Here is a 26501-nt window from a genome sequence, read left to right as displayed (position 1 = left end):
AATTAGGATTTTCTATTTTTTATAGGGCAGCTATACAAAGCCGATAATTATTATCGGCTTTAGAAATAAAGACCCTAATATTTATTAGATAATATTATATTAAGTTTAATTTAATTAGTATTTGCTTAGTTAAAATACACTCTTACTTCATCAAAATAATCACAAATCTTGTGAGAGTGTGCATGGTCAATAAGAGCAACACGACGTCCATTTTGAGCTGCGGCGAGTAAGTTATCCAGTATTGAAGGACCCATTGAATCGTTAAGGTTACGATAAATATCTAAGATGTAATCCTGACCATTAATGTTAACCACGACCATGCTGTCGTAGTCTCGACCATAGTAGCCACCAGTAGAGATGTTGTTGATGTAACCATTCACACATTCTTTTCCTTCTTTAGGTGTTGCAAGAGCAGGAGCAGAAATAACAGACGCGGCTAATATAGCCCCAAAAAGTGCTTTTCTCATATTATTATCCTCATTAATGTTGCCAAAGTTGGCGAAAATAGGCGATTTGCCTTTCGAGGAGAAATTAACAGCGAAAAAAGAAAAATTTATTGAAAGTGCTCACATAAAAATAATGGAAAAAAGGTCACTTATTCTCGGGTTTCATTTATAGAACACGATGATGAAATAAATATGAGACAGGAATAAGGCAGTACAAAATATTATTTGTTACGATGAACTTCCAATTATATAATAGACGGCTTTTTAGAAATTAACATCATAGGTTCAGCAATCAAATCACATTGGCTGTTACAACTATTCTTAATAAACCGAGGCGCGCTTCACACATCTTAAGTTAGCTTTGTGCCAGCAGACGGTTAAATCAAAAAATGAACCGAACTCACTACAAAGTCTGATGTCCACATACCCGACATAACAGACAACAGGGGCTAGGTTTGAAAGACTACAACGCATATCTTTTTGATATGGATGGGACATTGGTAAATTCCGAACCTTTAAAAGGGAAAGCCTTGTCGCTCGCGTGCAAAGACTTTGGAGCAGAAGTGGACTTCAATATCTATAAGCGCGTTATGGGGGAAAGCTGGGCAGCAGTAACCACACACTTTTTTGAAGAAGGGGGAATCTCCCCAGATTTGGACGCATTTAACCTGCGCTTTAGAAAGCACTATGAAGGGTTATTGAGCCAGGAACTTGCGTTGCATTCCGGGGCATTCAATTATCTGGTTTACCTCAAGCAGTCGGGAAAAGCATGTGCACTGGTAAGCTCTGCAGCCCCATGGATGGTTGAGCAAATATTAAAATCCCTTCAGATAGAAAGCTTGTTTGATGTCGTGATCACTCAGGCAGATGTATCTGAGCATAAACCCAGCCCTGAGGCGTATCTTCTTGCTCTGGAAAGGTTGGATGTTTCACCGAAGGAAAGCGTTGTGATTGAAGACTCGGCAGCGGGAATAGAAGCCGGAAGAAGCAGTGGGTGTGATGTATTTGCTATTCGGCACGACTTCAACGCTATGAATGATTTCAAGAACGCGAAAGGCGTGATTTCAAGCTTTGAAGAGCTATGAATAGTTGAACGATACCTAAAAAGTTTTTCACTGGGCTGCAAATTTGCAGCCCAGTTTTTGTTGCTTTCAGCTACTAGGCTAAAGCTTCTTATGGTTGCTGAGCCAGCTTGGCTTCAAGATCCGCAATTCTTGCTTCTAATGACTTGATGTAAGCCATGATGTCACGATCACCGATAACAGCCATTGGTGCCATAATCATTTTTTCTGCTTCTACAAACGATGTTTTTACAGACTGTGCATCAACTGTTGTATTGTCCTGCTTACCGTAAATAGACTCTTCAAATTTCAGGCTACCTGCTCTTATCTTGGTTTCTGAACGCCCGACAGAGAATCGATCTGACAGCGTCACATCTGTTGGACGAACATAGGTCTGGAAGTAAGTGCCTTCTGTTTTATTCGCTACATACACCTGATTTTGGTTGATACTGGTGTAGTTAGTGATCCCATCACCCGCTAGAATCTCGTCAGTTTTTACTCCCGCCAAAAAGCGATGAGGGTGCTCTAGCCTGATTTGTGACAGCCCTGACTGACACTCTGGAATACTCTGCCAGAACCATGAACTGGAAACATCAACGCCCTTGTGCGGATCATTCTGAGCACGGAAAAATGCCCCGTCTTTCTGAATCTCATCACCATTGTAGTACTGTTGATGGATGCTGAATTCCGGGCAATGTGCAGCCATAGAAGGGAAAGCAATTAGTGCGACTACAGCAGATGCAATAAGTTTTAGTTTCATCGTGTTTCCTCGTTTCTGATTGAATGTCCGAGTGTAAGTCTTAACCACGTCGAGAATTTTATATTCTTATCAATGATTTATATTTCATTCGATAGGTAATCGCTCTTGTTACGAGAAACTGCGACAGAATTGGCAAATCTTGGTGTTATATACACAACGAAAAAATTTACGATATGCGCAAAGTCATAAATTGTTTTTGAAAGAATTATATTGTTAGTTCTATCAATATTTAGTCGTCCAAATAACTCCTGAATAATTTTGGTTTGAGTTAACCGTATTTCACTAGGTTCATTAATTAAAAAAGATGAAGAAAAGATCATAAATTTTATGACATGTATTCCATTGAGCCTGAAACGAAATGACAGAATAATGTTTGTAAAGTGGTTTCGAAAAATACGATAAAATTCACTTGCTTATTATTTATATAAGATTGAAGTAATACACAATATAAAAGCGGATTTTTTACAAAAGGCAGGTTTTACAATGTGCTAATAATACGGTGAGAGCTCATGAGCTTATGTATGAATTTAACTTAATTTATTTATTTAAAACAATGGTTTAAATTATTGTTGAATGTGTAACCTTTCCCCTGTGTATACACTAGTTTGTGTGATGTTAATTCCGGTCGATCCGTTTTGTATATTCAATATCGTGATAATGCTCACGGATGGTTAATCATTGTCCGTTTGCTGGTGTACTTCTAAATTTATTTGTTTAATTTAATTCGCAAGTTCAATTTATAAATTAGTGAATGTCATTCTGAATAAAGAAATAAATATTCAAATTTACAATATAACTAGCAGATAAAAATATCATTAACCCTGATGCAAATATCAAGGTGTGAGTTATATTTTTTTAAAAATTAGCATCAATTAATTTCCAAAGTGGGTATCACTTGGGCGGGGAAGTTATGCCTGAATATAAAGTTTTCTGATCTTTCGAGGAGACTTCAGGCGCTCCAATTTTATCCATTAGTTCATGGTCATGAGTTTGAAAGAATTCGCACACTATTTCGGATAGAGGTGTGATAACACCTACAGCTTTTAGGGTTGTAGGGAACTATCAATAACTCGTAATGAGTTGATTTTAATGTAATAAAAGTTGGAAGGATATCAACAATGAAATCGAAACTACGACTACTCAGTGTATTAGTTGCAGGCACATTCGGTACCGCATTTGTACAAGCGGAGGAAAACTCAGTGCAACCTCGTATTATCGGGGGGGCTGAGGTTGCTCATTCAAGCGTTCCATATCAGGTGGCTTTACAGACGCCTTCAGGTTTTCAGTTCTGTGGGGGAACCATCATAGCGCGAGATTGGGTATTAACGGCAGCTCACTGTCTGGATGGTAAATCTGCGAGCGGCGTCCAAATCAGAATTGGTGTTTCTGATCTCAGAACAAACCAAGGAGAAAAGCATAACGTATCACAATTCATCGTTCATGAAGGTTGGGGCACTTCCGGAATAAGTAACGATATCGCGCTTCTTAAACTAGCTACTCCGGTAGATGCAAAATATAAAATTGCCAAACTGCCAACACCAGAAATTAAGGCGCGCCTTGCGTCATTAGGTAGTTCCGTCAAAGTGTCAGGCTGGGGGCAAACAGTAACGGGCGACCCTTCCGGGGGGAGCGACGTGCTAAAAGCAACTAACCTGAACATCATTTCCAATTCCGAATGTACACAGCTAATTAATCTGCCTGGTATCAGCGTGCCTAAAGACAACATCTGTGGCTACAAAGCTCGTACAAGTTCATGCTATGGCGACAGTGGTGGTCCTTTCGTGAAACAGTCAGGTAGCGATTATTATCTGATAGGCGCAGTAAGCTGGGGGCAACCTGGTTGTGCTGCAGCCACAGCATTTGCCGATGTGACTCAGTTCGTTCCTTGGATCTCTCAGAAATCTGGAGTCACACCTGATGGCGGCGGCACAACGCCACCTCCAACAGATGGCTGTTCTGGTGTCGTTGCTTGGGAGCTATACAAGCAATACAACCAAGGTGACCGTGCTGTTGCCAATGGCACATTGTTTGAAGCGAACTACCGCCATTACGGCGTGAATCCATTCAGCGATTACTGGGGCTACTGGACAATGGTTCAGACCTGTAACTGATCCTGCAATTCTTGCCAGCTTCATATCGAAGCTGGCTTTCCAAAGTGTTAACGAAACATCTCGATATTTTCGAAGTATTCGAGCTTCGAAAAGAAATACACCCCAGAAGTGAAAATGAGGTCTGGGTGTGTATTGCTTGCAGATCAAAGACAACTGCAAGTTTTAAAGCTCGAAAGAGCATAACCAAAATCAATCATTTGGAAGGATATTAATGATGAACGGAAAACTACGACTATTGTCTGCGCTTATCGCAGGGTCGTTTTGCATTGCAAACGCTAACGCGGCTGAAAGTGACGTTCAGCCAAGAATTATTGGTGGTTCAGAAGTGTCTCACTCTTCAGTGCCTTATCAGGTTTCGCTGACTATGAATGGTGGTCACGGCTGTGGTGGTACTTTGATCGACACTAACTGGGTTGTGACAGCAGCACACTGTGTGGATAACGCTTCTGCGGGAAGTGTTCAAATTCGAGTTGGTGTAACGGATCTTCGTACATCACAGGGTGAAACGCATAACGTATCTCAGATCATCGTACACGAAGGCTGGGAAAGCAGTAACAAATCAAGTAATGACATCGCGCTGCTGAGGCTGGCTTCACCTGTCGGCTCCCAATACGCGATCGCTAAACTACCAACACCAGAAATTAAAGCTCAGATAGCGTCTGTGGGTAGCTCAGTGAAAGTATCTGGCTGGGGGCGTAACGTTGCTGCAATTCCTGCGGGAAGCCCTGTTCTGAAAGCAACCGATCTCAATATTATTTCTAACTCTGAATGTGCTCAGCGTAACAAATCGAGTGTGTCCGACGACTACATTTGTGGTTACACCGCCAATACAAGTGCTTGTATGGGTGACAGTGGTGGTCCATTTGTTAAGCGCTCAGGCAACGAGTACTACTTGATTGGTGCCGTAAGCTGGGGACCGGGTACTTGTGATGCAGCCACAGCATTTGCTGATGTTACGCACTTTACGCCTTGGATCACTCAGAAGTCAGGCGTTTCACCTGATGGTGGAGGTACAACACCACCACCACCACCGCCACCAACAGACGCTTGTTCCGACGTTGCAGCATGGGAGCTGTACAAGCAATACAATCAGGGTGACCGCGTTGTCGCAAACGGCACTCTATTCGAAGCGAACTACCGCCACTATGGCGTGAACCCATTCAGCGATTACTGGGGTTACTGGACAATGGTTCAGACCTGTAACTAATCCACTAAACCGAGCCAGCTCCGCTTAGTGGCTGGCTCATCGCTGAAAGTGTTAACGCTCGAAAGAGCATAAATAAAACCAATCCTTTGGAAGGATATTAATGATGAAAGGAAAACTAAAATTACTGTCTGCACTTGTTGCGGGGTCATTTTTCATTGCAAATGCCAACGCGGCTGAAAGTGACGTTCAGCCAAGAATCATTGGTGGCTCGGAAATATCTCACTCCACCGTGCCTTATCAGGTTGCACTTACGAACAGCCGTGGCAGACAGTTTTGTGGCGGTACACTGATTGACTCTAAGTGGGTTCTTACCGCGGCACACTGTATCGATGATAAATCTGCAGGAAACGTCAAAGTACGAGTGGGTGTTACTGACTTGCGTACTTCTCAGGGGGATACACATAACGTATCTCAGATCATCGTGCATGAAGGATGGAGAGGTAGCGTAACTGCAGGGAGCGACGTTGCACTGCTAAGATTATCTTCGCCAGTCAGCTCAAAATACAAAATCGCAAAACTGCCGACACCAGAAATTAAGGCTCGTCTTGCTTCGGTCGGTAATTCGGTCAAAGTGTCAGGTTGGGGACAAACAGTAACGGGTAACCCTTCTGGAGGGAGCACCGTGCTAAAAGCAACCAATCTGAACATCATCTCCAATTCAGAATGTAGCCAGCGAATTGCTCAGCCAGGTAGAAGCGTGCCAAAAGACAACATTTGTGGCTACAAAGCGCGAACAAGTGCATGTTATGGCGACAGCGGTGGTCCTTTCGTGAAGCAATCGGGTGGCGATTACTATCTGATAGGGGCAGTAAGCTGGGGTAAACCTGGTTGTGTTGCGGCCACTGCATTTGCCGATGTGACTCAGTTTGTTCCTTGGATCACTCAAAAGTCCGGTGTAGCACCAGATGGCGGAGGCACAACGCCACCACCACCGCCGCCAACAGACGCATGTGCCGATGTGGCAGCTTGGGAACTTTACAAGCAATACAAACAGGGTGATCGTGTTGTTGCGAATGGAACATTATTCGAAGCGAACTACCGTCACTATGGCGTGAACCCATTCAGCGATTACTGGGGTTACTGGACAATGGTTCAGACCTGTAACTAATCGAGAAACTAGCCCGACTTACTGTAAGTCGGGCTTTTCATTACGAATCAATTTCTGAGTGTTGTTGCAATAAGCTATTGATATTAGGTATAAAGATTCAACGTCAGTAGATAAGGAATAACAATGAGAGACTCGCTCAGACAGAAAGTTCTGCAAGTATGCAATAAGAAAATCTCACAGAAAGGCGGCAACGTAGGCGTTTCGTTTTACGCGTTTTTTGCCAACAAAAATGACGACCCAGAACTTCTTATGGAAGCCGCAACCTGGTGGATTCAAACCCATAAACTCGACCATTTTGAAAAAGCACACAAGATCATACAAATGGTAGAAGAAGGGTTGTGATGAAAGAGAAGTTTAAACAGTTGGCAGAGCTGGGTGCTGGGGATTTCCAGCATTTGAATGGTTCTCTGACGGAGCACTTAAAAGGCACTCAAAACATTCTTAAGCAGTGGGGAGCGTCGGAGGTGTTGCAAACCGCGGGGTTATTTCATGCTGCTTACGGAACAGCAGGTTTTGATGAAAATATGGTGTCTCTCGACCAGCGTAAGTACATTGCTGAGATTATCGGAGATGAAGAAGAAGCGCTGGTTTACCTCTATTGCTCATGTGATAGAGATCATGTTTTCCCACAATTTAATAGAGAAAAATCGATAAAATTTCGCGATCGATTTAATGAGACATCGATCGAAATTGACGACAAAACCCTGAATTTATTTTGTGAGCTCACTGTCGCCAATGAGCTGGAACTCGTACTGGCTAGCGACGACTTTAAGAAACAGTATGGAGAAGAACTGTTAGAGCTATTCAGGCGTATGGATGCCTACCTATCACCTCAGGCGGTAAAGGCTTACAGGGAAGCTTTATCTGACCTTTAGAGCTCATTTCTTTGACTGCTATTCCCAATATAAATCTTGTTAAGCCAGCCTAAACGCTGGCTTTTTCAATTGGCTCAATTGACTTATTTGTAATCAAAAACCCGTGAATTTTCCGCTCCCTAAAAAACATGATCAAGATCTCACTAATTTAGTCATAAATTAATTACCCGACAATGTTCTATATTTTTGTTTGTCAAGTTTTATTTTCTATTTGTTTGACTTTTATTTTGATGATCTTAAAAATTATCGACGTTTGTTCCAAATATTGGTGCTTGAATACGTGTTTCTGCACATATTTTAAGCGACCATCAAATGAGATAATTGTAAATGACAATCAAATGGAATCTTGGTCTTGGTGTGCTCTGCACCATGTTAATGTCGGGGTGTCAGCTTACTCAGCAAGGGCATCAAGGGCGTATTTACGATCCGACTAAGATAGACGAATACCAGTTACCCATTCTTATTGAAAATGTTCCTGTCGTTCAGAGTTTTCGACAAACCAGAGTGAATGAAACCTGGTTCTGGACTCAGTTAGGAAACGACACTTTTTTACCGGGAGAGAACCTAGTCGTACAAGTTCTTGGCACTCGCCCACTAGAACAACCTCCAGCCATGTTTGGTTTTAACTTACCAACAGAAAATGGCGCATTTTCTATCAATTCTCTCGGACCCTATCAGTCTTGGGTCAATGAAACCGAAAGTGGCGAACGTTGTATGCATGCTCGCCAGAATGCGAGGAAAGATTCGCTCTGGATTTCAATTTTTACTCGCTACTGTACATCTGACAAAGATAAAAGCCTTACTTGGGTCAGCCATTTCAAACCATCTTTAATTCTAGAGAAATACTAATATGAATCCTGGCTTCACGAAGCAGCTATTCAAGGGGCTGCTGCTTCTTTGCGCCCTTTATGCGCTGTATGTTCTTGCAACGCTCAATATTTCAACAGAAACCCATCTCTGGCTGGCGGCGAGTTCGTTCGTTTTGATCGTATTGCTGTCCAGAAATCTGTCGACAAGAGCAACCACATTCATCCTCTTCATCGGCGCGTTTATTTCGTTTCGCTACATTTACTGGCGATTTCAGGAAACCTTACCGTGGGAAAGCGGGCTGGACCTCCCGTTTGCCATGTTGCTGTTTGCCGCAGAGTGCTACGGTATTCTGGTTTATATCATGGGGATGTTTGTCACAGTTAAGCCGTACGAACGTAAACGAGTACCCATCAACGAAGACGAACACCTTCCAACCGTGGATGTGTACATCCCTACTTACAACGAACCTATGGATGTGGTGGGACCTACTATTCTGGCGGCATCACGTCTTGATTACCCAGGAGAATTTCGTGTTTTCGTGCTGGATGATGGTGGAACCCAACAGAAATTAAACGACCAAAATGCAGACGCAGCGGAAGAAGCGCGATCCAGAGCCGCAGCCCTCAAAACATTCTGCAAAGAAGTGGGTGCGTCGTACATTACACGAGAAAAGAATCAGCAGGCAAAAGCCGGGAACATCAATCACGCGTTAGGTAAGACGGCCGGCGAACTGGTCTTGATCTTAGATGCAGACCACGTTCCAACAAAAGATTTTCTGATGAATACCATCGGGCTTTTCCAGCAGGATTCCAAACTTGGTTTTGTGCAAACGCCACACTTCTTTGTTACACCCGGTCCGGTGGAAAGAAACCTTGGCATTGAAGACAAAGTCCCGTCAGAAAATGAAATGTTCTACAACAAAACGCTGGTGGGCATGGACTTTTGGAATGGCTGCTTTTTCTGCGGAAGCGCGGCGGTGATTCGTCGGGCTGCACTGGAAGAGGTGGGTGGCATTTCAACAAAAACCATTACTGAAGATGCCGATACTGCACTGAACATTCACTCCAATGGCTGGAGCAGTGCTTACCTCAATATGGCGATGGTCGCGGGGCTATCTCCTGATACTTTTGGTGCTTACGTGACTCAACGTTCCCGTTGGGCGCAGGGAATGATTCAGATCTTCTTACTCAACAACCCGCTTTTCAAAAAAGGGTTATCGTTGCCACAAAGGATCTGTTACCTCAATTCCACGCTTTATTGGTTCTTCCCGATATTCCGTACCGTGTTCTTGATTTCGCCTTTGCTGTATCTGCTATTGGATCTACAGATATTTGTCGGCAACACCAAAGACTTTCTGATTTACGTGATTCCGCACCTTGTTATCAGCGTTATGATCACCCAGAGGTTGTTTGGTAAAACAAGGCGGGCATTTTTCTCAGAGCTCTATGAAACTGCGTTGTCAATTTATCTTTGCCTGCCGACATTATCGGTACTCATTAAGCCCAAGAAGCCAAGCTTCGTGGTGACGCCGAAAGGTGAAACCACTCAAACGGTTTCTTTCTCGAAGCTAACGCCGTTTATGGCGTCTCTATGTGGTTTGGTGGTATTGGCAGAAATATGGGGTATTTACCGTTACATCCAGTTCCCTGCCGAGCAAAGCCAGCTCATGCTGGTGATCATGTTTAACACTTTCAACCTGCTTCTGATTGTGCTGTGTCTCGGAGCCATGCTGGAAAGGCAACAACGTCGAAGCGAACCGAGATTACTGGTGAATGAAAAAGCGGTGATCAAGCAGGGTGAGCAAACCATTCACGCTACCTTGAATGACATTTCTCTTAAAGGCGCGAAGTTGACGTTGCGAGGAGCAGGGCAAGACGTTCAGCGCGGTGACATCATCAATGTTGGATACTTCTCTGAAAGTGGGCGCTATTCCAAGAGTAAGAAGCCTCACTACAAATTTGTAAATCTGAACATGAGAGTGGTATCGGTGAAGAACGGACCTCAGGGTCATCAGATCAGCTGTCTACTCGCCAGTCAGTTGGCAGAAGACATGCAGGTACAGTACGCCAAGGCATATGGACAAAGCAGGCGATGGAAGCAACGCAGGCAGTATGAAGAAAGCCTGAAACGTGGCGTGATTGCCTCTGTTGTCGGGTTGTTTTCTCTGGCATGTCACCACCTCACCCGAGTACTTACAACGTCGGTGAAACAGAAAGTCAAAACATCGGATTATCAAGGAAGAAAGGAACTTCAAAGTGAATAGGTTAATGACGTTATTCATGCTTATTCTGGCACCATTGGTATACGCCGAAAAAAGCATCAAAGTGCCATTGCACTATGCGACAGACAAAACAGGTGACTTGGTTCTGAGAGGTCAGAGCCAGACCATCACCATTCCGATTTCCGTTTTAGATGGGCAAAAAGTTGAATCGGTAGATTTGGCACTTTCTCTGTATAACAATAATCAGATTGATCGCACGCTTCTTTGGATTGCTGCCGGAAATCGGAAACTGGCGAATGTTGAGCTAAGGCAGCGCAACCGGCTTCAAACGGTCGATATTAAAATTCCGCCTGAGCTGATTTCCGTACAGAATCCGCACATCAAACTGCGTGTTCAGCACCTGCTGGATAAAGAACCGGCTTCGTTTGATTCATCGGCATTGCAAACCACTCTGAATCTGGAGCAGTCGCACTATACGCTGACCTATTCTCAAGATTTAGGGGCAAGCATCCAAACCTTGCATTCTTTTGAGGAGATGATTCAAAGCGGACAAAATCGCCATTTCCCTATCCATCTAGTGTCTTTGATTGAAGAAAACAGCGCATATTCGCTGAACGTCGCTTCCTCATTGGTTCAGGGGTGGACACTGAAAAGTGGCAGAGACGATAACCAGTTTGACTATGCGATGGATTCAAATCGAATCACTCCATTAACCGGGCCAACCATCGTGTTCGGCAACAAAGACAGGTTGCTTGAGACTGGCTGGTTAGGTGAAGACATCTACGAGAAAATCAGTGGTCCTTTCCTGAGCACTGACGTTTCAGTGAAGGGCATAGAATGGCTGATGATCATTTCGGGTGAAAATGACGGTGAGGTGCGCAAAGCGGCAGAGTATTTTGCACAAAGCATTCACCATCTTCCAAAGCAGACCCACATGGTCGTGGCTGAGAATGCGTTGACGGAAAATCGCATCTTGAGCAGTGATACAGAGTACCCGCTCTCTCTGTTTACATTTCAGACTAACCTTACGGATTCGCCGCTAGATCTGAAGATCATCATGCCAAGCAACATTCTTTTCAGCGGCGAAGACAAGGCTCAGATAAACCTTTTGCTTTCCCACACTCGCGTTGATCCTGGGCAGGGCTCAATGGTGTTGCGTGTAAACGGAAACTTTTCCAGCAGCCTGCCGCTACGATCGAGTTACTGGAGAGATTCTCAGCACTATCGTCTGAACATCCCGATGCGAGATTTCAAACCGGGCATCAATAAAATCAGTGTCGAGGTGCATGGTCCGGTTGGAATCCGCGACCAGCAAAGCCGATTCACTGCATTTATGTCGGACAAGTCAAACCTAAAGCTGGGGTCGTGGGTCAGCTTTATTCCAACAGAGAGTCATCAGGTTTCCGCAGCAGATTTACTGGCTCTGGCGAACGAAAATGGCAGTTTGGCTCAGGTCACCGTGGATGATTCAAACCCCGCGCAACTGAGCAAATTGTGGCGACTACTCGGCTACGTTTCACATTCGACGCAGCAAGTGTCTAGCAAGCTAATGGTGACCAGCGAAGCCGAGCAGAAGCGAGAGTTTCATGTGGCACTTAACCCGATGGACCTATCCAGTGAATCGGTTAGTGAAACCAGTAATATCGCCGAAGTTAAACAGCAGTTGTTCGAGTTTGTCGCTGAAGATCAAAACAGTGAATACGCCAGTTCTGAGGTGCCTTTTGTATTTGCCGACGAAGCACAAGCAGTCGTAAAACACGACAAAGACACAGGCTGGTATCGAATTCAGTTTATGGAAAGCACCGTCCAGCAATTCGACAGCTTTCTTCGAAGTGACGCAGCAAAACCGCCTACAGGTGTGTTAAGCGAAAGGAATTTTTCAAGCAATATTCAGCAGTTCATTACCGCCGTATTCATTGGATACCCTGTCGGTCTGGCATTGTCTGCCCTGCTCATCATCTGGCTGATGTCAGCCGTGGTTACCCGCTATCTGGAGGAGCGAAAATGCGGTTAAAAGCGATTAAATTAGGTGGGTGTTCGTTACTCTTATTGAGCGGTCATACTATTGCGTCGCCAGCGTGCAGCAACGACAAATCCATGTGGACCACTTACAAGAAGAATTTTGTAACCCGTGAAGGGAGAGTCGTTGATAACGGCAATCGGTATATTTCACACAGCGAAGGGCAGGGGTATGGAATGCTCATCGCTGAACACTTCGGTGACAAGAAAACCTTTGACCGTGTTTGGGAATGGACTCAGGTGAACCTCGGTCGCAAACAAGACGATCTGTTTTCCTGGAAATGGCAACCGAAGAAGCCTCATGTCCCAGATATAAATAACGCCAGTGATGGCGATATTCTGATTGCATGGGCTTTGTTGCGAGCGGAACAGCGTTGGTCTGGAAACCAGTACCGCTCCCAGGCAAAACGAATCATCAATGAGTTAGAACAATCGCACCTAAAAGACACACGTGGTGAGTTCTTATTGTTACCGGGTGGTTATGGCTTCGAGTTCAGCGACAAAACCATTGCCAACCTTGCGTACTGGGTGTTCCCGGCATTTGACGATTTCAGCCAATTCAATTCGACCTGGAATCACCTCTCCGTCAGTGGCATGGATATCTTGAATAAGAACCTGTATGGACACCATTTATTGCCGCCAGACTGGCTGGAAGTAGGTAAGGGAGGTTGGCAGCCAGCGAAGAAGTTTGAGCCTCAGTTCAGCTACTCAAATTATCGGATTCCACTGCATCTGATTTGGGGAGAAAGACCTCACCGAGTGACCTGGATGTTCAATAACTGGTTAAAAAATAGCGACACTGCCTGGGTAAATGTAAATACCGGAGAAACGGCACCTTACCCGCCACCAAAAGGTGCGATTGCCATTTCACAGCTTGTTGAAGCCGCAAGCAATCCGAAAATCCGTGATAAGGGAATTACCGTTCGACCGGAAGGTAAGGATTATTACTCAGACAGCCTGGTGCTGCTTTCCCATATCGCTTACAACGAGAGGTTCTGCCAATGAGACATTATCTGGCAATCATCGCATTACTGACCAGCCCGGTATACAGCCAGGTTGAACCGGATATTACGCTATTTGATGATCGCATTGTGGTTGAGGTGAGCGAAGAAACAGCATCAGGTTTCGATGAAAACCAATATTGGACCATGCTCAATGAGCAAGGATGGGAAGCGACAAAGAAAGCAGTTCAGGGACAACCCATTTCTCCAGAATTGAGTGGGGAACTTACCTATCAGGAGACATTGAAACAACTCGATACTCTGGTAGCCAAAAGGAAAACCGCAGGCGCGACGGATCTTATTGATGAGCATCCCGAATGGCAGAGTTGCGATCGCATTCAATGGCTGTGGCTGGATCTAAAAAACGAAGTGAGCACGGGTTACGGAAAAAACGCCCGCACGAAATTCCAGAACATTCTGGATAACTGCGCAGGGCATGAACTCAGCACTACGCAAAAACTGCTGAGCTGGACATCAGGACAGACAAAATCTGATGTACTTTCGCGATACCAGTCCAGCCCTAATTACGATGCAAAAGCAGGAGCTAAGATTCAAAGAGAATTAAATGCGGAAAAGCAGACGTTTGTCCGCATCGATGAAAACAATCTTGACCAGTCTGAACGACGCGTTGCAGGTAAGCAGGATGCCAAGCTGGCTGAGCTTCTGGGCTGGAGGTATCTGGAAAGCGGTCAACCGGAAAAGGCATTAGAGTGGTTTGAAAATGCTATTGGTTGGGGGAGCGCAACCTCAAAACGTGTAGAAGGTAAGCTTCTAAGCCTACAAGCGTTAGGTGAACAAAAGCGTTTGCACGTCGAACAACAGATCTGGGCGAAAGAGTTTTCTGAGATCGCTAAACTCGATTTTGGAGAGGGGGCAGAAATAGATCTCGCATGCGAATCGTCCCCTGAGACTTGTCTGGAAGCACTGCGTGATAAAGAGGCGTTATCACCGCAAGAGCTCGCTCTGAAAGGTTGGAAGTTGTACGAATTGCAAAGACCTATCTCAGCAGCACTGGCGTTTGAGCAATCCCTGGCGACGTTGCCACCAACTGATGAGGGCTGGGATCTGACTCAATACGGTTACATGCTGTCTCTGGAACATGCGGGATATACCGACAAAGCAGAGATGATCGCCACACAAATCAACGACACCGAAAAGCGCGGTAAAATCGACAGGCAGATTGCATTAAAGCAGGTCTACTATGCCTTTGAGCAAAAAGAGTATGACGAAACGCTCTTTCGCATTTCACAGTACGAAGCCATTTTCGGAAAGGAAGTCGAGCTGATCGAAATGAAAGCCTGGGCTTTGTACAACAGTCGACGAAAGAAAGAGGCGCTGGACGAATACACTGTGCTGGCGGAATCTTTTCCGCATGATGAAAAAATCCAACGCTCATACCAGATCCTGAAATGCGGTTTCGCCGTAAATTCCAGCATATGCCAAGGTTTAGGGTACTAACGGCAAAGATCTGTCTAAAGTAAAAAATGAAACCCCAAGCACCTTGTTTGGGGTTTTAATCCATTGTTATTTCCCTCGGAGCAGTAACAGAATATAGAGCCCTGAATCACACATCTTGAGGTGGTTTGGGTATACAGCCTTGCCAATATCTCCTGCCTTTGTGATCCTCGATATAAAATGAGGACACGACCATGACTTACGAAGAATTTAATCAGTTTTGTGGTGATTTACCGGCAACGACCCATGTTATTCAGTGGGGCGATTCACATGTCTGGAAAGTTAGGGGCAAGGTATTTGCCATTGGAGGCTGGGGTGAAGATAAAAAGCCCGCTTATATTTTCAAAACCTCAAATAACAACTTTGATTTTCTCAGTGATCACGAAGGCTACCGTCCTGCTCCCTACTTTGCGAACCGCGGGATGAAGTGGATTCAGCAGACAGATACATCTAAAGAGAAAGACGAAGAACTGATTTACTACATCAAGGAGTCCTACCGAATCGTCTCTCTGGGGTTAACCAAAGCCAAGCAGAAAGAACTTGGGTTAAATCAGGATTGAAGCTGAATCGCTTCAAACCATCAATTCCATAAAACTCTTTATGTTGATGTTCGGATAGGGCTATATCCGAGCATCACGATTTCCCTATATTCTTCCTTCAAGACCCTGTTCTTAAGTCCTCGGCACATATTCATTTACCATCACCTGAGAGTTAATTATTACCATCTTAAGGTGATGGGATTTCTAGTTTTGTTCGAAAATCGCGCAATAAAATTTGACATCATTAATGTCAATATGGCATTAATGATGTCATGAAAAAGACAAAAGAACTGTATGAATTGATTTGGGCGTCGCGCCCTTTGATGCAAGCGGCTGAAGTCGTTGTGGAGAAAGGTCTGGCTGGAACAGGGTTGACGGTGCGAATGCGTGCTGTGCTTGAGGTGTTGCATAACCAAGGTGGACTGGCGGTTCCTGAAATAGCACATCATCTCGATATAAAACGCCAGTATGTTCAGGTTATGGTCAATGAAACCTTGAAGTCTGGGTTCACTGAAAAAACTGAAAACCCAAGGCATAAACGCTCCAGTCTTATCTCACTGACCCAGTCTGGTCGGGACGTTATCAGGCAAGTGATGGAGCAGGAGAAAGAGCTCCTTGATGAGATATCAACGGACCTGCCTGAAAAAGACATCACAGCGGCTCTTTCGCTCGTAAAGTATTTGGTTAATGAGCTTAAAGCTAAGAGTAAGGATTGATAATGATGACAGGGTTTCTGATTGCTCTACCATTTATTGCCCTGGTTGCTTGGCTTGCCAACGGTATACGCCTTATTGGGAAAGTCAGCGAAGGGCAACCCATACGCGAGCGACCCAATACGGCGATTTTAATGGTTGATCTTCAAAAAACCTTTTGGGACTCAAATCTGTTTACTGAACGTTCAATGTCTGATGCTCAGACAGCAATTATTGACGAATTGAAGAGCGCAAAAAAGCAAGGATTTCCCGTTATTGCAATACGACAGGAATGGTCCATCCTCTCAATGAAAGTACTGGCGCGTTTAACCATGGGAGGAAAAGCAATAGCAGGAACCGAGGGAACGGAAATCGCCGAGCCTTTTACCAGTTTCCCAGATTATGTTTTAACCAAACGGGTGCAAGATTCATTTGAGACGGGCGAGTTGGATCAGTTACTGGAAAAATTAGATGTCGGAGAATTACGGATCGTAGGTTTGGATGCCAGATACTGTATCAATAAGACGGCGATGGCAGCGCTTGGTCGCGGTTATAAGGTGACGCTTATAGAGAAGGGAATCTTGGCCGCCGAACCTGAACAAGGACGAAAGGTGTTGAAAACGGTATCTCAAGCCGGAGCAATACTGAAATAGCGATATACGTGTGAAGTCACATCTACTTTATCCCATTGGATATTCGGTGATGCTCAACCATTCGCGAATTAATTTTAAGCCTGTTTGACTATTTACTCGAACAGGAATTCGCCTATCTAAAATACGTATTAACAAGGTTAGGGATATGATGCGAATGGTTATTTTAAGAGTAAGATAATATGTTCTTGTTTAAGGAGAAGAAATGGAAGTCTTTATGTATCTGGCGGCGTTGCTGCTGGTAGTCGTAACGTTTGCGCACTCGTATCTGGGAGAGCGCTACATTCTTATCAGGCTTTTTAAGCAAGACAACCTTCCCAAGCTTTTTGGCAGTGATGATTTCACAAAGAAGACCCTTCGCTTTGCATGGCATGTCACATCTGTTGCGTGGCTTGGGCTTGCGGCTATTTTAGTCGCGCTTGCCCAGCCCGATCTCAATAAACCTCTGATTGGAAAGATTATTGCCATTACTTTCGCTATCCACTTCCTCATTGCTTTACTTGGCTCGAAAGGGAAGCACCTTTCCTGGGTGGTGTTTGGCTTGGTAAGTGTGTTGGTATGGTTTGGTATTTCGATCTAACAACACACTTGATCACTCAGTCTTAGCATCAGTCGAACTCGCTTCAGACTGTAGGTGTTCGACAAACATCGAGACTTTCTTTGGTAGATGCTTTCGCGATGCATGGTAGGCATACAGAACCAGATCGTCAGGCTGGTATTCAAGTGTCACAATTTCCAATAAGCCAGCTTCAACGTCTTCTCTACAGGAATCTGCGGGCAGTATTGCAAAACCAAAACCTGCCAACGCCCCCGATTTCGCCAGGCTTCCACTGTTTACTTTAAACGATGACTTAACGTTTTGAGTAACTAACTCGCCATCGGGTTTTTTGAATATCCACGGTGTTCCCCCCGCAGCAGTCAGGCTGCTAATGCAGGGAACATGGTTCAAATCCGTTACCTTATGAGGGCGGGAGGATTCCTTTATCCGGGTCGGAGACGCAACGACCACACTCTCCCATCGTTTGATTTCCTTAGCTACCCAATTATTGTCAGGCAGTGCTCCCCTGTGGAAACTTAAGATCAGGTCAAAGCCATCAAACAGATCTTCTTTAGGGCTTAAGCTGGTGTCGCAGCATAGCTCTATGGAAGGGTATTTCTTACAGAATGCAATCACTGATTTTGCCAATGCCGGGCTGTCTGGCATCAATATCTTAAGCTGTCCGGTAACCTCATGTGAGTGCCGACTGACATTTTTCAGGGCGTCATCCAGTTTTTCAAGCAAAGGCAAAGTTGCTGCGTAAAGTTGGTCTCCGGCGTGAGTAGGGGCGATTCGCCGTGTTGTTCTTTCAAACAGCTTGGTATTGAGCTTGTCTTCCAAAAGAGCAATATGCCGACTGACGTTTGATGTGGGCAGATTCAAGGTGTCAGAGGCTTGTTTAAAACCGTTATTTTCGTACACACAATGAAAAGTTCTGAGCCATTGCTGTTCTACCTGATTAATCATTTATTGTCCCAATTTATTGGATTCTAAAATTCATTTTCGACACTTTATCGCCAGAGGTGAGTCAATACAATGTTCTTACCATTCATGAGTAAAGGCTCGATAAGTGAAAGAAAAATAAAGAATAAAACTATCCATCTTCCTCAGTTTGAGATGACCATTCTGTTCCTGATACATTTTCTGGTTGGTCTTGATGCATTGGCTATTGTCCCTTTCAGTTCAATAATGACGTCATACGTTGGAGGCGACACCGCTTGGTCTGGTTATCTGGTTTCGGCATACTCCATCTCAGCCGCAATAACTTGTTTGTGTGTAAGAGGGGCTTCTAACATCAGGCGTGAGAAGAATCGAATGCTCTTCTTTCTGGCAGGAATCATACTGACCACTTTCTTTACCACCTTGGTGCATGATTTCACCACAATGATTTTGTGCAGGGTTTTGACCGGAATTTTTGGTGGTGCGCTGGCAGTGGTAAACCTGAACTACGTTATTCTGAGGTCTGGTGACGAGAACAAAAAGCGCAATACTGCGGTTCTGATGAGTTCGTTACCGCTGGCTCTTGCGGTCGGTGTTCCAATCCTGATTCTGCTGGCATCTGGTGAGAACTGGCGTCTCGCTTTTCAGTTTTTGTCCGTAAGTTTACTGCTCGTCTCCATTCTCTTTTTTGGCGTTGATCGTTTTGGCGATAAACATCAGATCCCAAATGTTACAGCTCCAAATAGTGACCTGTTTTCAGTGTCAGACGCGATAAAAAGTCGTACGGCTTGGTTTTCTATCCTATTGCCGTTTAGCGCGATATTAGGCACCTTTGTCGTTTCCACTCAATTTCCTGTCATGCTTTCTGTGAATTTGGGTATATCACCTAATCTCCTCAGCATTTGTTACCTCATGAGTGGAGTCGGGGCTTTCGCCGCAGTACAGTTTTATGGTCGGACAAAAGCGAATGAAAGGAATGTCGGGCTCTTAATCCTGTTCCTGTCGATTGCTATGGTTGTGACCGCTATTTCGGGCTTTCAGACGAAAAGTGTCGAATTGGCGTCCATCGCATTCAGTGTATTTGTTGTTGTCAGTTCTACTCGAACGCTTGTGCTTGTTACTGAATTGATATGCGCCTTACCAGCCCGTGAGCGCGTGTTTTTAATCAGTGCTCAAAACTCTATCCAGCATCTTGCGGTGGGGGTGGGCGGAATGCTAAGCAGCTTGGTGATTTATTCGAAAATGGACTCAACTCTGGATTTCTCACCCTTGTTATACATCTCTTCACTCCTGGCGTTAAGCACGCCAATAATCTGGTATTGGTACAAAAAACAGTAAGTGTGAATTTTGATGTACGGAATAGGTGGAGAAAAAGCGGAGTAAAAAATCTGCCAGGTATTGACACTCAATCTTGCCATATCGGATAGTGAAAAATCTTTACTGTCACAGAGGTAACTTGTTATGGAACCAAGAAAAGTTGTAGAACAATGGGTTAAGGCTTTTAACCAAGGTGATGCAAATAAAATTGCTGACTTTTACCATACTAACGCCGTCAATCATCAAGTTGCCAATGACCCCATAGAAGGGAAAGCTGCCATCAAAGCCATGTTTGAGGCTGAGTTCTCAGCGGCAGAAATGGTATGCATTGTAGAGAATATCTTTCAGGATGGAGAGTGGGCAGTTTTAGAATGGAAAGATCCGATTGGCTTGCGAGGATGTGGATTCTTCAAAATTGAGGGCGGTTTGATCACTTTCCAAAGAGGTTACTGGGACAAACTCAGCTTTTTGCGGGCACATAACCTGCCAATTCCAACTGAGTAGTGTCAACCCGTTCTTCATATTGCCCCGCTCTTGAGAGCAGGGCAATATTTCAATTCTTAAGCCTCTTCCTGCGACTTGCCCCCTAAGCTTATCGTATCCAGATCACGCATCAGATAAAGTGCCAGACATGCAGCAAGCATCGGCCATGCGGTGAAAAACAGAAGGTTGTTGAATGGGTCCAGGTATTTCATGAAAGACGAGAAAGTAGAAAAACCATGGAGAATCAGTGCCAGCAAGTAGGTCGTCGATTTTTGAAAGCCGAGCGCCAAGGCAGCGACAAACACAAGCTGAACCAAACCAATGATCAGTGAGAATCCTGCTGAAACATCCAGCCCGTAAAACTTAGCAAACACTTTGGTTGAGTGTTCGGGAACCAGAATTTTATCCATAGCCCAAATAAAGAAAACCAATGCGACAGTCACGCGAAGTGCGAGCAGGCCATAAGCGATTTGTTTTTGTTGTTTCAATGAGATATTCAAGGTTTGTATCCTCTGATTAAACGAATGCGGACACAGACAGACCGAGTGTCATAAGGTTTTATTTCTGAATGTTCGGTTATTTTATAAATATGACGCAGTTATATTATGAAAATGAAGCAAAGTCACAATTTTAGTGTGCTGTATATTAAAACTAAAAGTGTAATTGTTTAGCGCGTCGAATATTTTTTGAGCATCTATTGTCGGAAGAAGTCTTAATTTTTATTTACCCATAATTAAATAGGGATAATTCATGCGGGTCTTGAAGTTGAGATATTTTTTGGTATGACGTTGAAATCTTATTATTGATTATTTAATAACAGGGAAAATTAGAGTTTTCTTATTAATGTTTTTCGTTTTATTCTCAATATTAATAAAAAAGCAGCCGCATTTAGCGGCTGCTCTTGTTCAATTCTGATCAATCAAAGTACCGAAATCTCTTCAGCCTGAGGACCTTTAACTCCTTGAGATACTTTGAATTCAACTTGCTGTCCCTCAGCGAGCGTCTTAAAGCCTTCACCGGTAATTGCTGAAAAGTGTACAAAAACATCTGGACCATTGTTTTGCTCAATAAAACCAAAACCTTTTGATTCATTAAACCACTTAACCTTTCCGGTTACTTTATCTGACATGTTGTTCCCCTGAATTTCTTTATTGGAAATAGTTGTTTGAATGTGAATTTTGAAACTAACATATTTCTAATAAGGAACAAGTGGTAAATTCAATAATTAGATCATTATTGAATTAACTTAACTTTATTTATCCTTGAGCGCTTACTGTTTGTCGCGAAATTGATAAATCCTTTCAGAATAACATCAGATATTGGGTGAAAATCTCAGGTGTTTTAATTGCTTGTGTTTATTTAACCAGATCAAACCCTTCGTCTATCCACCCGGTGACGCCTCCGATCATCTTCTTTACTGGTCGTCCAAGTTTCGCAAGGCGAATAGCTGCTTTCTCTGTTGCATTGCAATGGGGTCCTGCGCAATACACCACAAACAAGGTATCTTCAGTGTAATGGGACAAGTTCTTCGGGTTCATCTTTGAGTGAGGTAAGTTTATCGCTCCCTCGATATAACCTTTTTCAAAGACCACTTCTCCTCGCACGTCCAGCAAAACGAAGTCTTGCCTGTTGTTGGTCATGGCATGATGCACATCCCAACAATCCGTTTCGAAGCGAAGTAAAGATTCAAAATGCGCCAATGCTTCTTCACTGGATGCCGCTGGAATTCTTGATACTGCTGATGTCATAAGTTTTTCCTTTTCTTAGTATTTGCTTATGACTCATTGTGGTTGAAGGTGGGTTGACTGACGATTGGCTTATAGGTCATAGTTCGATAACTTTCAGCTATTATTAAAATCAACATATCTTAGAAGCCATGTTATTGGAGAGAGAACCATGCGAGTTGCGATATTGAGTTACCCAAACGTTGCTTTGTTTGAACTTGCTTGCGCCGTCGAGCTGTTTGCGTTGCCAAGACCTGAGTTTGACGACTGGTATGAATGCGATGTGGTCACGTTTGAAGATACGGAACTGGAGTCAACAGCCGGATTGATGCTTCGGGCAACGTGCGTGGAAGATCTTAACCGCTACGATATGTTGGTCGTTCCTAGCTGGTCGGCTGAGGGTAATGATATGCCAGGCGTTTTAAAGGCGTCGGTCCAGTCCTTTTATGAGTCCGGAAAACGCATTGTGTCCTTCTGTTCTGGCGCATTTTTGCTAGCAGAACTGAATGTTTTTCAAGGACGCGATGCGACAACACACTGGCGATACGCTGATAAATTCAGAAAGCGATTTCCTCATCTGAATTACATAGACGATGTACTTTACATTTATGATGGTCAGGTAGGGTGCTCTGCCGGAAGTGCTTCCGCGATTGATCTCGGGTTAGAAATCATCAGGCAGGATTTTGGCTACGCTATCGCCAATCAGGTCGCCAGACGGCTGGTGGTTTCTGCTCATCGCTTGGGCGGGCAATCACAGTTTGTCGAGACTCCTATTCTGGCTGTACCAAATCAGTTCTCTGAAGCGCTGGACTGGGCGCTTTCTCACCTGAACGAGAACATTGAAGTGGGCCACTTGGCCGCACGAGCCAGCATGTCGAGACGAACCTTTGATCGAAAATTCCGAAGCAGTTTTAACCTCAGCCCCAAAGCCTGGTTGACTCAACAGCGACTAGAAAAAGCTAAGACGTTGTTAGAGAACAAAACCTACAGTGTTGAAAAAGTCGCAGACCTCAGCGGCTTTGATAATGCGATCACCATGCGTCATCATTTCCGAAAACAACTCAGCATTTCACCCAATCAATATCGCCAGCAATTTGCGGATACCTGATTAATCTTTGTTCTCTCATCCCTTTATCTATAAGGGATTTGAGAGTTTTTATAAAACTACATCGCAAAATTGAAAGTAAGTGTTGCTATGCACTCGATTTACCAAATCTTCGTGGTAAATTCTCAGCAAGTTGTATTGTGTGCTCACCAGAAGCACCGAAGTTTTGTATTTTGTAGGTTTTGTAGTGATAGATTTGATGGCTGTTTCAGGATTAGTCCTGTTTCTGCTAGGAAGTGTTCTTATCCTCACTGAAGCATTTCGTAAAAGTAAGCTCTGGGGATTGGGCTGCCTGTTTTTAGGTCCACTGATGGGGCTTGTCTTTACTTTTCTAAACTGGAACAAAGCCAAAATTCCAACCGCAATGTGGATCACCGGTTTAGTGCTTGTTCTTCTCGTTTTCTTCAAACAGCAACTCGCCACACAAAGCGGTGTTGTCCTTTAATTTCCCACTATATAGTTACCTTTATATCATCTATGTTATAAGTCCCTTCTATCAATAAAAATTGCAGGGAGCAGGGTAGGTGATAGTTTGTGAAACGGATCGTTTGATTATCCGTCATTATAATTTGGATGATGCGAACTTCATCATTCAACTTCTTAACGAAGAAGCCTTCATTCGCTACATCGGCGACAGACAAATTCGCACCATCGAAGCAGCACAAAGCTATCTTTCACGTATTCTTGCCAGTTACCAGACGTATGGCTTTGGACTGAACATGGTGACATTGAAAGACGGGACCCCAATCGGAATGTGCGGAATTCTAAAACGTGAAGAATTGGAGAACCCTGATCTTGGTTATGCGCTTTTGTCGTCTTACTGGAGACATGGTTACGCAGAGGAAGCAGGATCGGCGGTGCTAGCAAACGGATCGACAGAGCATAATCTCAGTACGATTCTTGCCGTCACTTTGCCAGACAATCAAAACTCGAATCAACTTTTGATCAAACTTGGTTTTGAGCTTACAGGAACACAAGCACTCTACGGTGAAGAGAATAACCTTTACGCCTACTCATCCTGAGCAATACAACTAAAATAAGGAAGCAATATGTACAAAGGAAGCTGTTTATGTGGCGGTGTGGAGCTAACCATTTCCGGATCGATAACCGACATCATTCATTGCCATTGCTCGTTGTGTCGAAAATCGAGCGGTACGGCTTTTGCGACCAACGGTTTCGTCAACACAAGTGAATTTGAAATCACCAAAGGCGCTGAACTGATGGGCTTCTACGAAGTTAAACCGGGTAAAAAGCGCCATTTTTGTACCCGTTGCGCCTCTCCTGTCTACAGCTCCAATGATGAAAACCCGAGTAAAATAAGAATTCGTCTGGGCATTCTGGATTCTGACATTGAAGAAAGACCCATCTCCCATAACTTTGTGACATCCAAAGCCAACTGGGACAGCCTGAATGAAGATTTGCCTCAATATGAGACCTTTGAACCAAGCCGACTAAAGTAATGTTCAAATTAAAAATTAAGCTTAAGAAATAGAGAGTTACATTGTTAGAAAACTTGTGCCAGGCAGTGTTTTCATTAAGTAGCATATGATACTTTGAGTGTGTCAATTTTAATATGAGAACATTTGCGTATGAATTCACTTCCCAGTATGCAGCAACCTGAAGGTAGTCTGTATTGTGGCGCTTACTGTCTGGTGGCGACTCTTTATGCTTTCAATAAGCTTCCATTTGACTCCCCATTGACGCTCAGTCGTTACAATCGGGTGGATAAAAGTTTTTCAAATACCAGTATAAAGATTGAAGACAGTTCCAATCTGACAGAGCTGGCAATGGATTTTTATCAGGTGACCGGGATTCTTGAGGAAGGTTTTAACCCAGAATACATAGATGAAGCAGGGTACAATTCGCTTGGTGCAATGCTCTATATATTGAAGGAATGTGGGTTGAAAACGGAGGTGCTGTTTAAAGATCCTGACACTCACGTACAAATCCAGAGTGCATTCCCAACTGAAATTGAATTGGTGAATAAACTTGAAGTGCCCATTTCCTACCTGAACTCCGATTCCTCGACGCCTGATAACGGCGTGCTAATTTCTGTGATTAGCTACCCGAACTTGCACTACGTAGTCAATAATTCGAGTGGCGAATGGTTTGATTCTGACCTGGAAGAGCCCTTGTTCCACTGGGATCAGATTGAGCGATGGGATTCCAGTGACAACAAAAGAGAAAATGCCTCCTGGTTAGGTATTTCCGTCCGCGTAACACAATAGAACACGTATTCTCATCAATAAAAAACGGAGCCAAGGCTCCGTTTTTTAATTGAAGTTAAGGCTACATTTCTGCCAGAAAATCCTCTAAGGGTTTGATGTCGGCAAGCATGGTTAACTCAGCTAACGCGGTTTCATGCACGACATCTGCAGGTATGGTTTTCTCTCCTAACTCAAGGTCTTTTGTTGCACAGGCATCCTGAATCACCGTCGCCTGAAAGCCACGCTCCATGGCTCCTCGGGTTGTAGTGCTGACGCACATATGAGTCATCATCCCCGCTATCACAACGTGCTCTACTTCGAGTTCGCGCAAGGTGTTTTCAAGCGCTGTTTCCCAAAAAGAGTTGGGATAGTGTTTGGTAAGCACCGGTTCATCAGAATGAGGTGCCACACCAGCGTAGATCTCCTGCCCCCTTGTTCCGGGAATCATAAATCCCAGATCTTGCGATGCCGCAGCATGCTGAATGTGTATAACCGGGCGCTTTGCATCTCTGAATGCATCTAGCAATTTTTTAGCATTCTCGGCAGCTTGCACCGGACCCTGAAGTGTCAATGCACCCCCTTCAAAGTAGTCGTTCTGGATGTCTATCAAAACCAAAGCAGTATTGTTCATGTGGAAAATCCTTATTGCTATTTCAAGAAAACTGATTGCTAATTCAAGAGATAATGTACATAAACAGCCAAGATGATTTAATGGCGTAAATTGACTTTTTATGGTTAAATTTCGCCAATATGAAAACACTGAATATTTACATACTGACTTTTCCTGAAGTGATGCCTTCGGCGGTTCAGGGAGTCAAAGACCTATTTCAGATCGCCAATCAGCAGTTTGGGAGTAAGCAATTTGATGTAAGAGAGCTTGCTTATCAAAGCTCAGAACCAGTGGATGGGGATGCGTTGATTTTCATTCCTCCGTGTTTGTCTGCCGACCTGCCAGATTTCCAAACTGAGGCTGTTATCACTCTGATACGAGAATGGCACCGCGCTGGTGCTGTGATTGTCTCTTCTTGCGCTAGTGTGTTTTGGCTGGCAAATGCAGGCTTGCTGGATGGCAAATACGCCACGACTCACTGGCGGCTTTGCGATCAGCTTGAGCGCGATTATCCCTCTATTTCCAAAGTCTGCGCCCATGAGATGTTGGTGGATGAAGGAGACATAGTGACTGCTGCGGGGCTTTACGCTTTTCAGGATTTGGCGCTTCACGTTATGGCGAGA

30 protein-coding genes are annotated in these 26501 nt (G+C 44.2%); 23 read left to right on the top strand and 7 right to left on the bottom strand.

Features of this window, described 5'->3' with window-relative positions; all coding sequences use genetic code 11:
- Positions 1-125: 125 nt before the first annotated feature.
- Entirely contained in the window at positions 126-467 is a 342-nt protein-coding gene (locus RH89_RS23710) for a hypothetical protein (RefSeq protein ID WP_004407517.1), read from the bottom strand.
- A 434-nt stretch (positions 468-901) separates the two neighbouring features.
- Here RH89_RS23710 and RH89_RS23705 point away from each other — a divergent pair, with 434 nt between their 5' ends.
- Complete coding sequence (locus RH89_RS23705) at positions 902-1531, top strand: HAD family hydrolase (protein ID WP_004407514.1); 630 nt, start codon at positions 902-904, stop codon at positions 1529-1531.
- Between the two features lie 88 nt (positions 1532-1619).
- Here RH89_RS23705 and RH89_RS23700 read toward each other — a convergent pair whose 3' ends face one another.
- Positions 1620-2267, bottom strand: coding sequence for a hypothetical protein (locus tag RH89_RS23700; protein WP_004407510.1), 648 nt, complete (start codon positions 2265-2267; stop codon positions 1620-1622).
- Between the two features lie 1118 nt (positions 2268-3385).
- Between RH89_RS23700 and RH89_RS23695 the strand changes: the two genes are divergently transcribed.
- The 14 genes from RH89_RS23695 (at position 3386) to RH89_RS23630 (ending at position 17535) form a co-directional block, all read left to right on the top strand.
- A complete protein-coding gene (locus tag RH89_RS23695) occupies positions 3386-4378 on the top strand; it encodes a S1 family peptidase (protein WP_004407509.1) in 993 nt (330 codons plus the stop codon).
- A 211-nt stretch (positions 4379-4589) separates the two neighbouring features.
- Complete coding sequence (locus tag RH89_RS23690) at positions 4590-5585, top strand: S1 family peptidase (protein WP_244410437.1); 996 nt, start codon at positions 4590-4592, stop codon at positions 5583-5585.
- 100 nt (positions 5586-5685) lie between these two features.
- Positions 5686-6693: a S1 family peptidase gene (locus tag RH89_RS23685; RefSeq protein ID WP_244410436.1), complete on the top strand. Its 1008-nt coding sequence runs from the start codon at positions 5686-5688 to the stop codon at positions 6691-6693.
- A 123-nt stretch (positions 6694-6816) separates the two neighbouring features.
- Complete coding sequence (locus RH89_RS23680; RefSeq protein WP_004407496.1) at positions 6817-7035, top strand: DUF6500 family protein; 219 nt, start codon at positions 6817-6819, stop codon at positions 7033-7035.
- Entirely contained in the window at positions 7035-7568 is a 534-nt protein-coding gene (locus RH89_RS23675) for a DUF6817 domain-containing protein (RefSeq protein ID WP_004407494.1), read from the top strand. The genes RH89_RS23680 and RH89_RS23675 overlap by 1 nt, the downstream gene beginning before the upstream one ends.
- A 327-nt stretch (positions 7569-7895) precedes the next feature.
- On the top strand, positions 7896-8417 hold the full coding sequence (locus RH89_RS23670; RefSeq protein WP_004407493.1) for a hypothetical protein: 522 nt from the start codon (positions 7896-7898) through the stop codon (positions 8415-8417).
- Position 8418: 1 nt separating this feature from the next.
- Complete coding sequence (gene bcsA / locus RH89_RS23665; RefSeq protein ID WP_004407491.1) at positions 8419-10641, top strand: UDP-forming cellulose synthase catalytic subunit; 2223 nt, start codon at positions 8419-8421, stop codon at positions 10639-10641.
- Complete coding sequence (locus tag RH89_RS23660; RefSeq protein WP_038147186.1) at positions 10634-12613, top strand: cellulose biosynthesis cyclic di-GMP-binding regulatory protein BcsB; 1980 nt, start codon at positions 10634-10636, stop codon at positions 12611-12613. The genes bcsA and RH89_RS23660 overlap by 8 nt, the downstream gene beginning before the upstream one ends.
- Positions 12604-13623, top strand: coding sequence for a family 8 glycosyl hydrolase (locus RH89_RS23655; protein ID WP_004407486.1), 1020 nt, complete (start codon positions 12604-12606; stop codon positions 13621-13623). Before RH89_RS23660 ends, RH89_RS23655 begins: the two co-directional genes overlap by 10 nt.
- Positions 13620-15077 (top strand): hypothetical protein, encoded by a 1458-nt coding sequence (locus RH89_RS23650; RefSeq protein WP_004407485.1) that lies wholly within the window; start codon positions 13620-13622, stop codon positions 15075-15077. Before RH89_RS23655 ends, RH89_RS23650 begins: the two co-directional genes overlap by 4 nt.
- Before the next feature lie 191 nt (positions 15078-15268).
- Positions 15269-15634: an MmcQ/YjbR family DNA-binding protein gene (locus RH89_RS23645; RefSeq protein ID WP_004407484.1), complete on the top strand. Its 366-nt coding sequence runs from the start codon at positions 15269-15271 to the stop codon at positions 15632-15634.
- A gap of 251 nt (positions 15635-15885) precedes the next feature.
- Positions 15886-16329 (top strand): MarR family winged helix-turn-helix transcriptional regulator, encoded by a 444-nt coding sequence (locus tag RH89_RS23640; protein ID WP_004407483.1) that lies wholly within the window; start codon positions 15886-15888, stop codon positions 16327-16329.
- 2 nt (positions 16330-16331) lie between these two features.
- Entirely contained in the window at positions 16332-16958 is a 627-nt protein-coding gene (locus RH89_RS23635) for a cysteine hydrolase family protein (protein ID WP_206536150.1), read from the top strand.
- A 202-nt stretch (positions 16959-17160) separates the two neighbouring features.
- Positions 17161-17535 carry a hypothetical protein gene (locus tag RH89_RS23630; protein ID WP_004407481.1) on the top strand — a complete coding sequence of 125 codons (375 nt, stop codon included), beginning with the start codon at positions 17161-17163 and terminating at the stop codon, positions 17533-17535.
- A 12-nt stretch (positions 17536-17547) separates the two neighbouring features.
- Here the strand turns inward: RH89_RS23630 and RH89_RS23625 are convergent, their stop codons facing one another.
- On the bottom strand, positions 17548-18459 hold the full coding sequence (locus RH89_RS23625) for a LysR family transcriptional regulator (RefSeq protein ID WP_004407479.1): 912 nt from the start codon (positions 18457-18459) through the stop codon (positions 17548-17550).
- Between the two features lie 69 nt (positions 18460-18528).
- Here RH89_RS23625 and RH89_RS23620 point away from each other — a divergent pair, with 69 nt between their 5' ends.
- A complete protein-coding gene (locus RH89_RS23620; RefSeq protein WP_004407477.1) occupies positions 18529-19770 on the top strand; it encodes an MFS transporter in 1242 nt (413 codons plus the stop codon).
- A gap of 123 nt (positions 19771-19893) precedes the next feature.
- Positions 19894-20253, top strand: coding sequence for a nuclear transport factor 2 family protein (locus RH89_RS23615; RefSeq protein ID WP_004407474.1), 360 nt, complete (start codon positions 19894-19896; stop codon positions 20251-20253).
- Between the two features lie 56 nt (positions 20254-20309).
- Here the strand turns inward: RH89_RS23615 and RH89_RS23610 are convergent, their stop codons facing one another.
- From RH89_RS23610 to RH89_RS23600, 3 genes are all read right to left on the bottom strand, one after another.
- Complete coding sequence (locus RH89_RS23610) at positions 20310-20732, bottom strand: hypothetical protein (RefSeq protein WP_004407472.1); 423 nt, start codon at positions 20730-20732, stop codon at positions 20310-20312.
- Between the two features lie 419 nt (positions 20733-21151).
- Positions 21152-21361 carry a cold-shock protein gene (locus RH89_RS23605; RefSeq protein WP_004407470.1) on the bottom strand — a complete coding sequence of 70 codons (210 nt, stop codon included), beginning with the start codon at positions 21359-21361 and terminating at the stop codon, positions 21152-21154.
- 226 nt (positions 21362-21587) lie between these two features.
- Positions 21588-21980, bottom strand: a complete 393-nt coding sequence (locus tag RH89_RS23600) for a rhodanese-like domain-containing protein (protein WP_004407468.1) — start codon at positions 21978-21980, stop codon at positions 21588-21590.
- A gap of 148 nt (positions 21981-22128) precedes the next feature.
- Between RH89_RS23600 and RH89_RS23595 the strand changes: the two genes are divergently transcribed.
- The 5 genes from RH89_RS23595 to RH89_RS23575 all read left to right on the top strand — a co-directional run bounded on the left by RH89_RS23595 (position 22129) and on the right by RH89_RS23575 (position 25289).
- Complete coding sequence (locus RH89_RS23595; RefSeq protein ID WP_004407465.1) at positions 22129-23064, top strand: helix-turn-helix domain-containing protein; 936 nt, start codon at positions 22129-22131, stop codon at positions 23062-23064.
- A gap of 139 nt (positions 23065-23203) precedes the next feature.
- Positions 23204-23506, top strand: coding sequence for a hypothetical protein (locus RH89_RS23590; protein WP_004407462.1), 303 nt, complete (start codon positions 23204-23206; stop codon positions 23504-23506).
- Positions 23507-23585: 79 nt separating this feature from the next.
- A complete protein-coding gene (locus tag RH89_RS23585; RefSeq protein ID WP_004407459.1) occupies positions 23586-24083 on the top strand; it encodes a GNAT family N-acetyltransferase in 498 nt (165 codons plus the stop codon).
- Positions 24084-24110: 27 nt separating this feature from the next.
- Complete coding sequence (locus tag RH89_RS23580; RefSeq protein ID WP_004407455.1) at positions 24111-24521, top strand: GFA family protein; 411 nt, start codon at positions 24111-24113, stop codon at positions 24519-24521.
- Between the two features lie 129 nt (positions 24522-24650).
- The gene (locus tag RH89_RS23575; RefSeq protein WP_004407453.1) at positions 24651-25289 is read left to right on the top strand and encodes a T3SS effector IpaJ family cysteine protease; all 639 of its coding nucleotides are present in this window, start codon (positions 24651-24653) and stop codon (positions 25287-25289) included.
- A gap of 61 nt (positions 25290-25350) precedes the next feature.
- On the opposite strand, the gene RH89_RS23570 is transcribed toward RH89_RS23575, so the two are convergent.
- Positions 25351-25899: a cysteine hydrolase family protein gene (locus RH89_RS23570; RefSeq protein ID WP_004407451.1), complete on the bottom strand. Its 549-nt coding sequence runs from the start codon at positions 25897-25899 to the stop codon at positions 25351-25353.
- A gap of 119 nt (positions 25900-26018) precedes the next feature.
- On the opposite strand from RH89_RS23570, the gene RH89_RS23565 reads away from it, so the two are divergent.
- A partial coding sequence (locus RH89_RS23565; protein ID WP_004407450.1) for a DJ-1/PfpI family protein occupies positions 26019-26501 on the top strand: 483 nt, incomplete at its 3' end.

Origin of the sequence: Vibrio nigripulchritudo ATCC 27043 (genome assembly GCF_000222685.1) — a bacterium.
Taxonomy (GTDB): Bacteria; Pseudomonadota; Gammaproteobacteria; order Enterobacterales; family Vibrionaceae; genus Vibrio; species Vibrio nigripulchritudo.
Note: the sequence above shows the minus strand (reverse complement) of the source record. Positions and strands in the feature narration are given on the sequence as shown.

Coding starts and splice junctions, on each gene's coding strand:
- RH89_RS23695 (WP_004407509.1), top strand. CDS start 3,386: ATGAAATCGAAACTACGACTACTCAGTGTATTAGTTGCAGGCACATTC.
- RH89_RS23625 (WP_004407479.1), bottom strand. CDS start 18,459: ATGATTAATCAGGTAGAACAGCAATGGCTCAGAACTTTTCATTGTGTG.
- RH89_RS23630 (WP_004407481.1), top strand. CDS start 17,161: ATGGAAGTCTTTATGTATCTGGCGGCGTTGCTGCTGGTAGTCGTAACG.
- RH89_RS23645 (WP_004407484.1), top strand. CDS start 15,269: ATGACTTACGAAGAATTTAATCAGTTTTGTGGTGATTTACCGGCAACG.
- RH89_RS23605 (WP_004407470.1), bottom strand. CDS start 21,361: ATGTCAGATAAAGTAACCGGAAAGGTTAAGTGGTTTAATGAATCAAAA.
- RH89_RS23595 (WP_004407465.1), top strand. CDS start 22,129: ATGCGAGTTGCGATATTGAGTTACCCAAACGTTGCTTTGTTTGAACTT.
- RH89_RS23620 (WP_004407477.1), top strand. CDS start 18,529: ATGTTCTTACCATTCATGAGTAAAGGCTCGATAAGTGAAAGAAAAATA.
- RH89_RS23615 (WP_004407474.1), top strand. CDS start 19,894: ATGGAACCAAGAAAAGTTGTAGAACAATGGGTTAAGGCTTTTAACCAA.
- RH89_RS23580 (WP_004407455.1), top strand. CDS start 24,111: ATGTACAAAGGAAGCTGTTTATGTGGCGGTGTGGAGCTAACCATTTCC.
- RH89_RS23700 (WP_004407510.1), bottom strand. CDS start 2,267: ATGAAACTAAAACTTATTGCATCTGCTGTAGTCGCACTAATTGCTTTC.
- RH89_RS23675 (WP_004407494.1), top strand. CDS start 7,035: ATGAAAGAGAAGTTTAAACAGTTGGCAGAGCTGGGTGCTGGGGATTTC.
- RH89_RS23650 (WP_004407485.1), top strand. CDS start 13,620: ATGAGACATTATCTGGCAATCATCGCATTACTGACCAGCCCGGTATAC.
- RH89_RS23710 (WP_004407517.1), bottom strand. CDS start 467: ATGAGAAAAGCACTTTTTGGGGCTATATTAGCCGCGTCTGTTATTTCT.
- RH89_RS23690 (WP_244410437.1), top strand. CDS start 4,590: ATGATGAACGGAAAACTACGACTATTGTCTGCGCTTATCGCAGGGTCG.
- RH89_RS23670 (WP_004407493.1), top strand. CDS start 7,896: ATGACAATCAAATGGAATCTTGGTCTTGGTGTGCTCTGCACCATGTTA.
- RH89_RS23680 (WP_004407496.1), top strand. CDS start 6,817: ATGAGAGACTCGCTCAGACAGAAAGTTCTGCAAGTATGCAATAAGAAA.
- RH89_RS23655 (WP_004407486.1), top strand. CDS start 12,604: ATGCGGTTAAAAGCGATTAAATTAGGTGGGTGTTCGTTACTCTTATTG.
- bcsA (WP_004407491.1), top strand. CDS start 8,419: ATGAATCCTGGCTTCACGAAGCAGCTATTCAAGGGGCTGCTGCTTCTT.
- RH89_RS23685 (WP_244410436.1), top strand. CDS start 5,686: ATGATGAAAGGAAAACTAAAATTACTGTCTGCACTTGTTGCGGGGTCA.
- RH89_RS23640 (WP_004407483.1), top strand. CDS start 15,886: ATGAAAAAGACAAAAGAACTGTATGAATTGATTTGGGCGTCGCGCCCT.
- RH89_RS23635 (WP_206536150.1), top strand. CDS start 16,332: ATGATGACAGGGTTTCTGATTGCTCTACCATTTATTGCCCTGGTTGCT.
- RH89_RS23570 (WP_004407451.1), bottom strand. CDS start 25,899: ATGAACAATACTGCTTTGGTTTTGATAGACATCCAGAACGACTACTTT.
- RH89_RS23600 (WP_004407468.1), bottom strand. CDS start 21,980: ATGACATCAGCAGTATCAAGAATTCCAGCGGCATCCAGTGAAGAAGCA.
- RH89_RS23575 (WP_004407453.1), top strand. CDS start 24,651: ATGAATTCACTTCCCAGTATGCAGCAACCTGAAGGTAGTCTGTATTGT.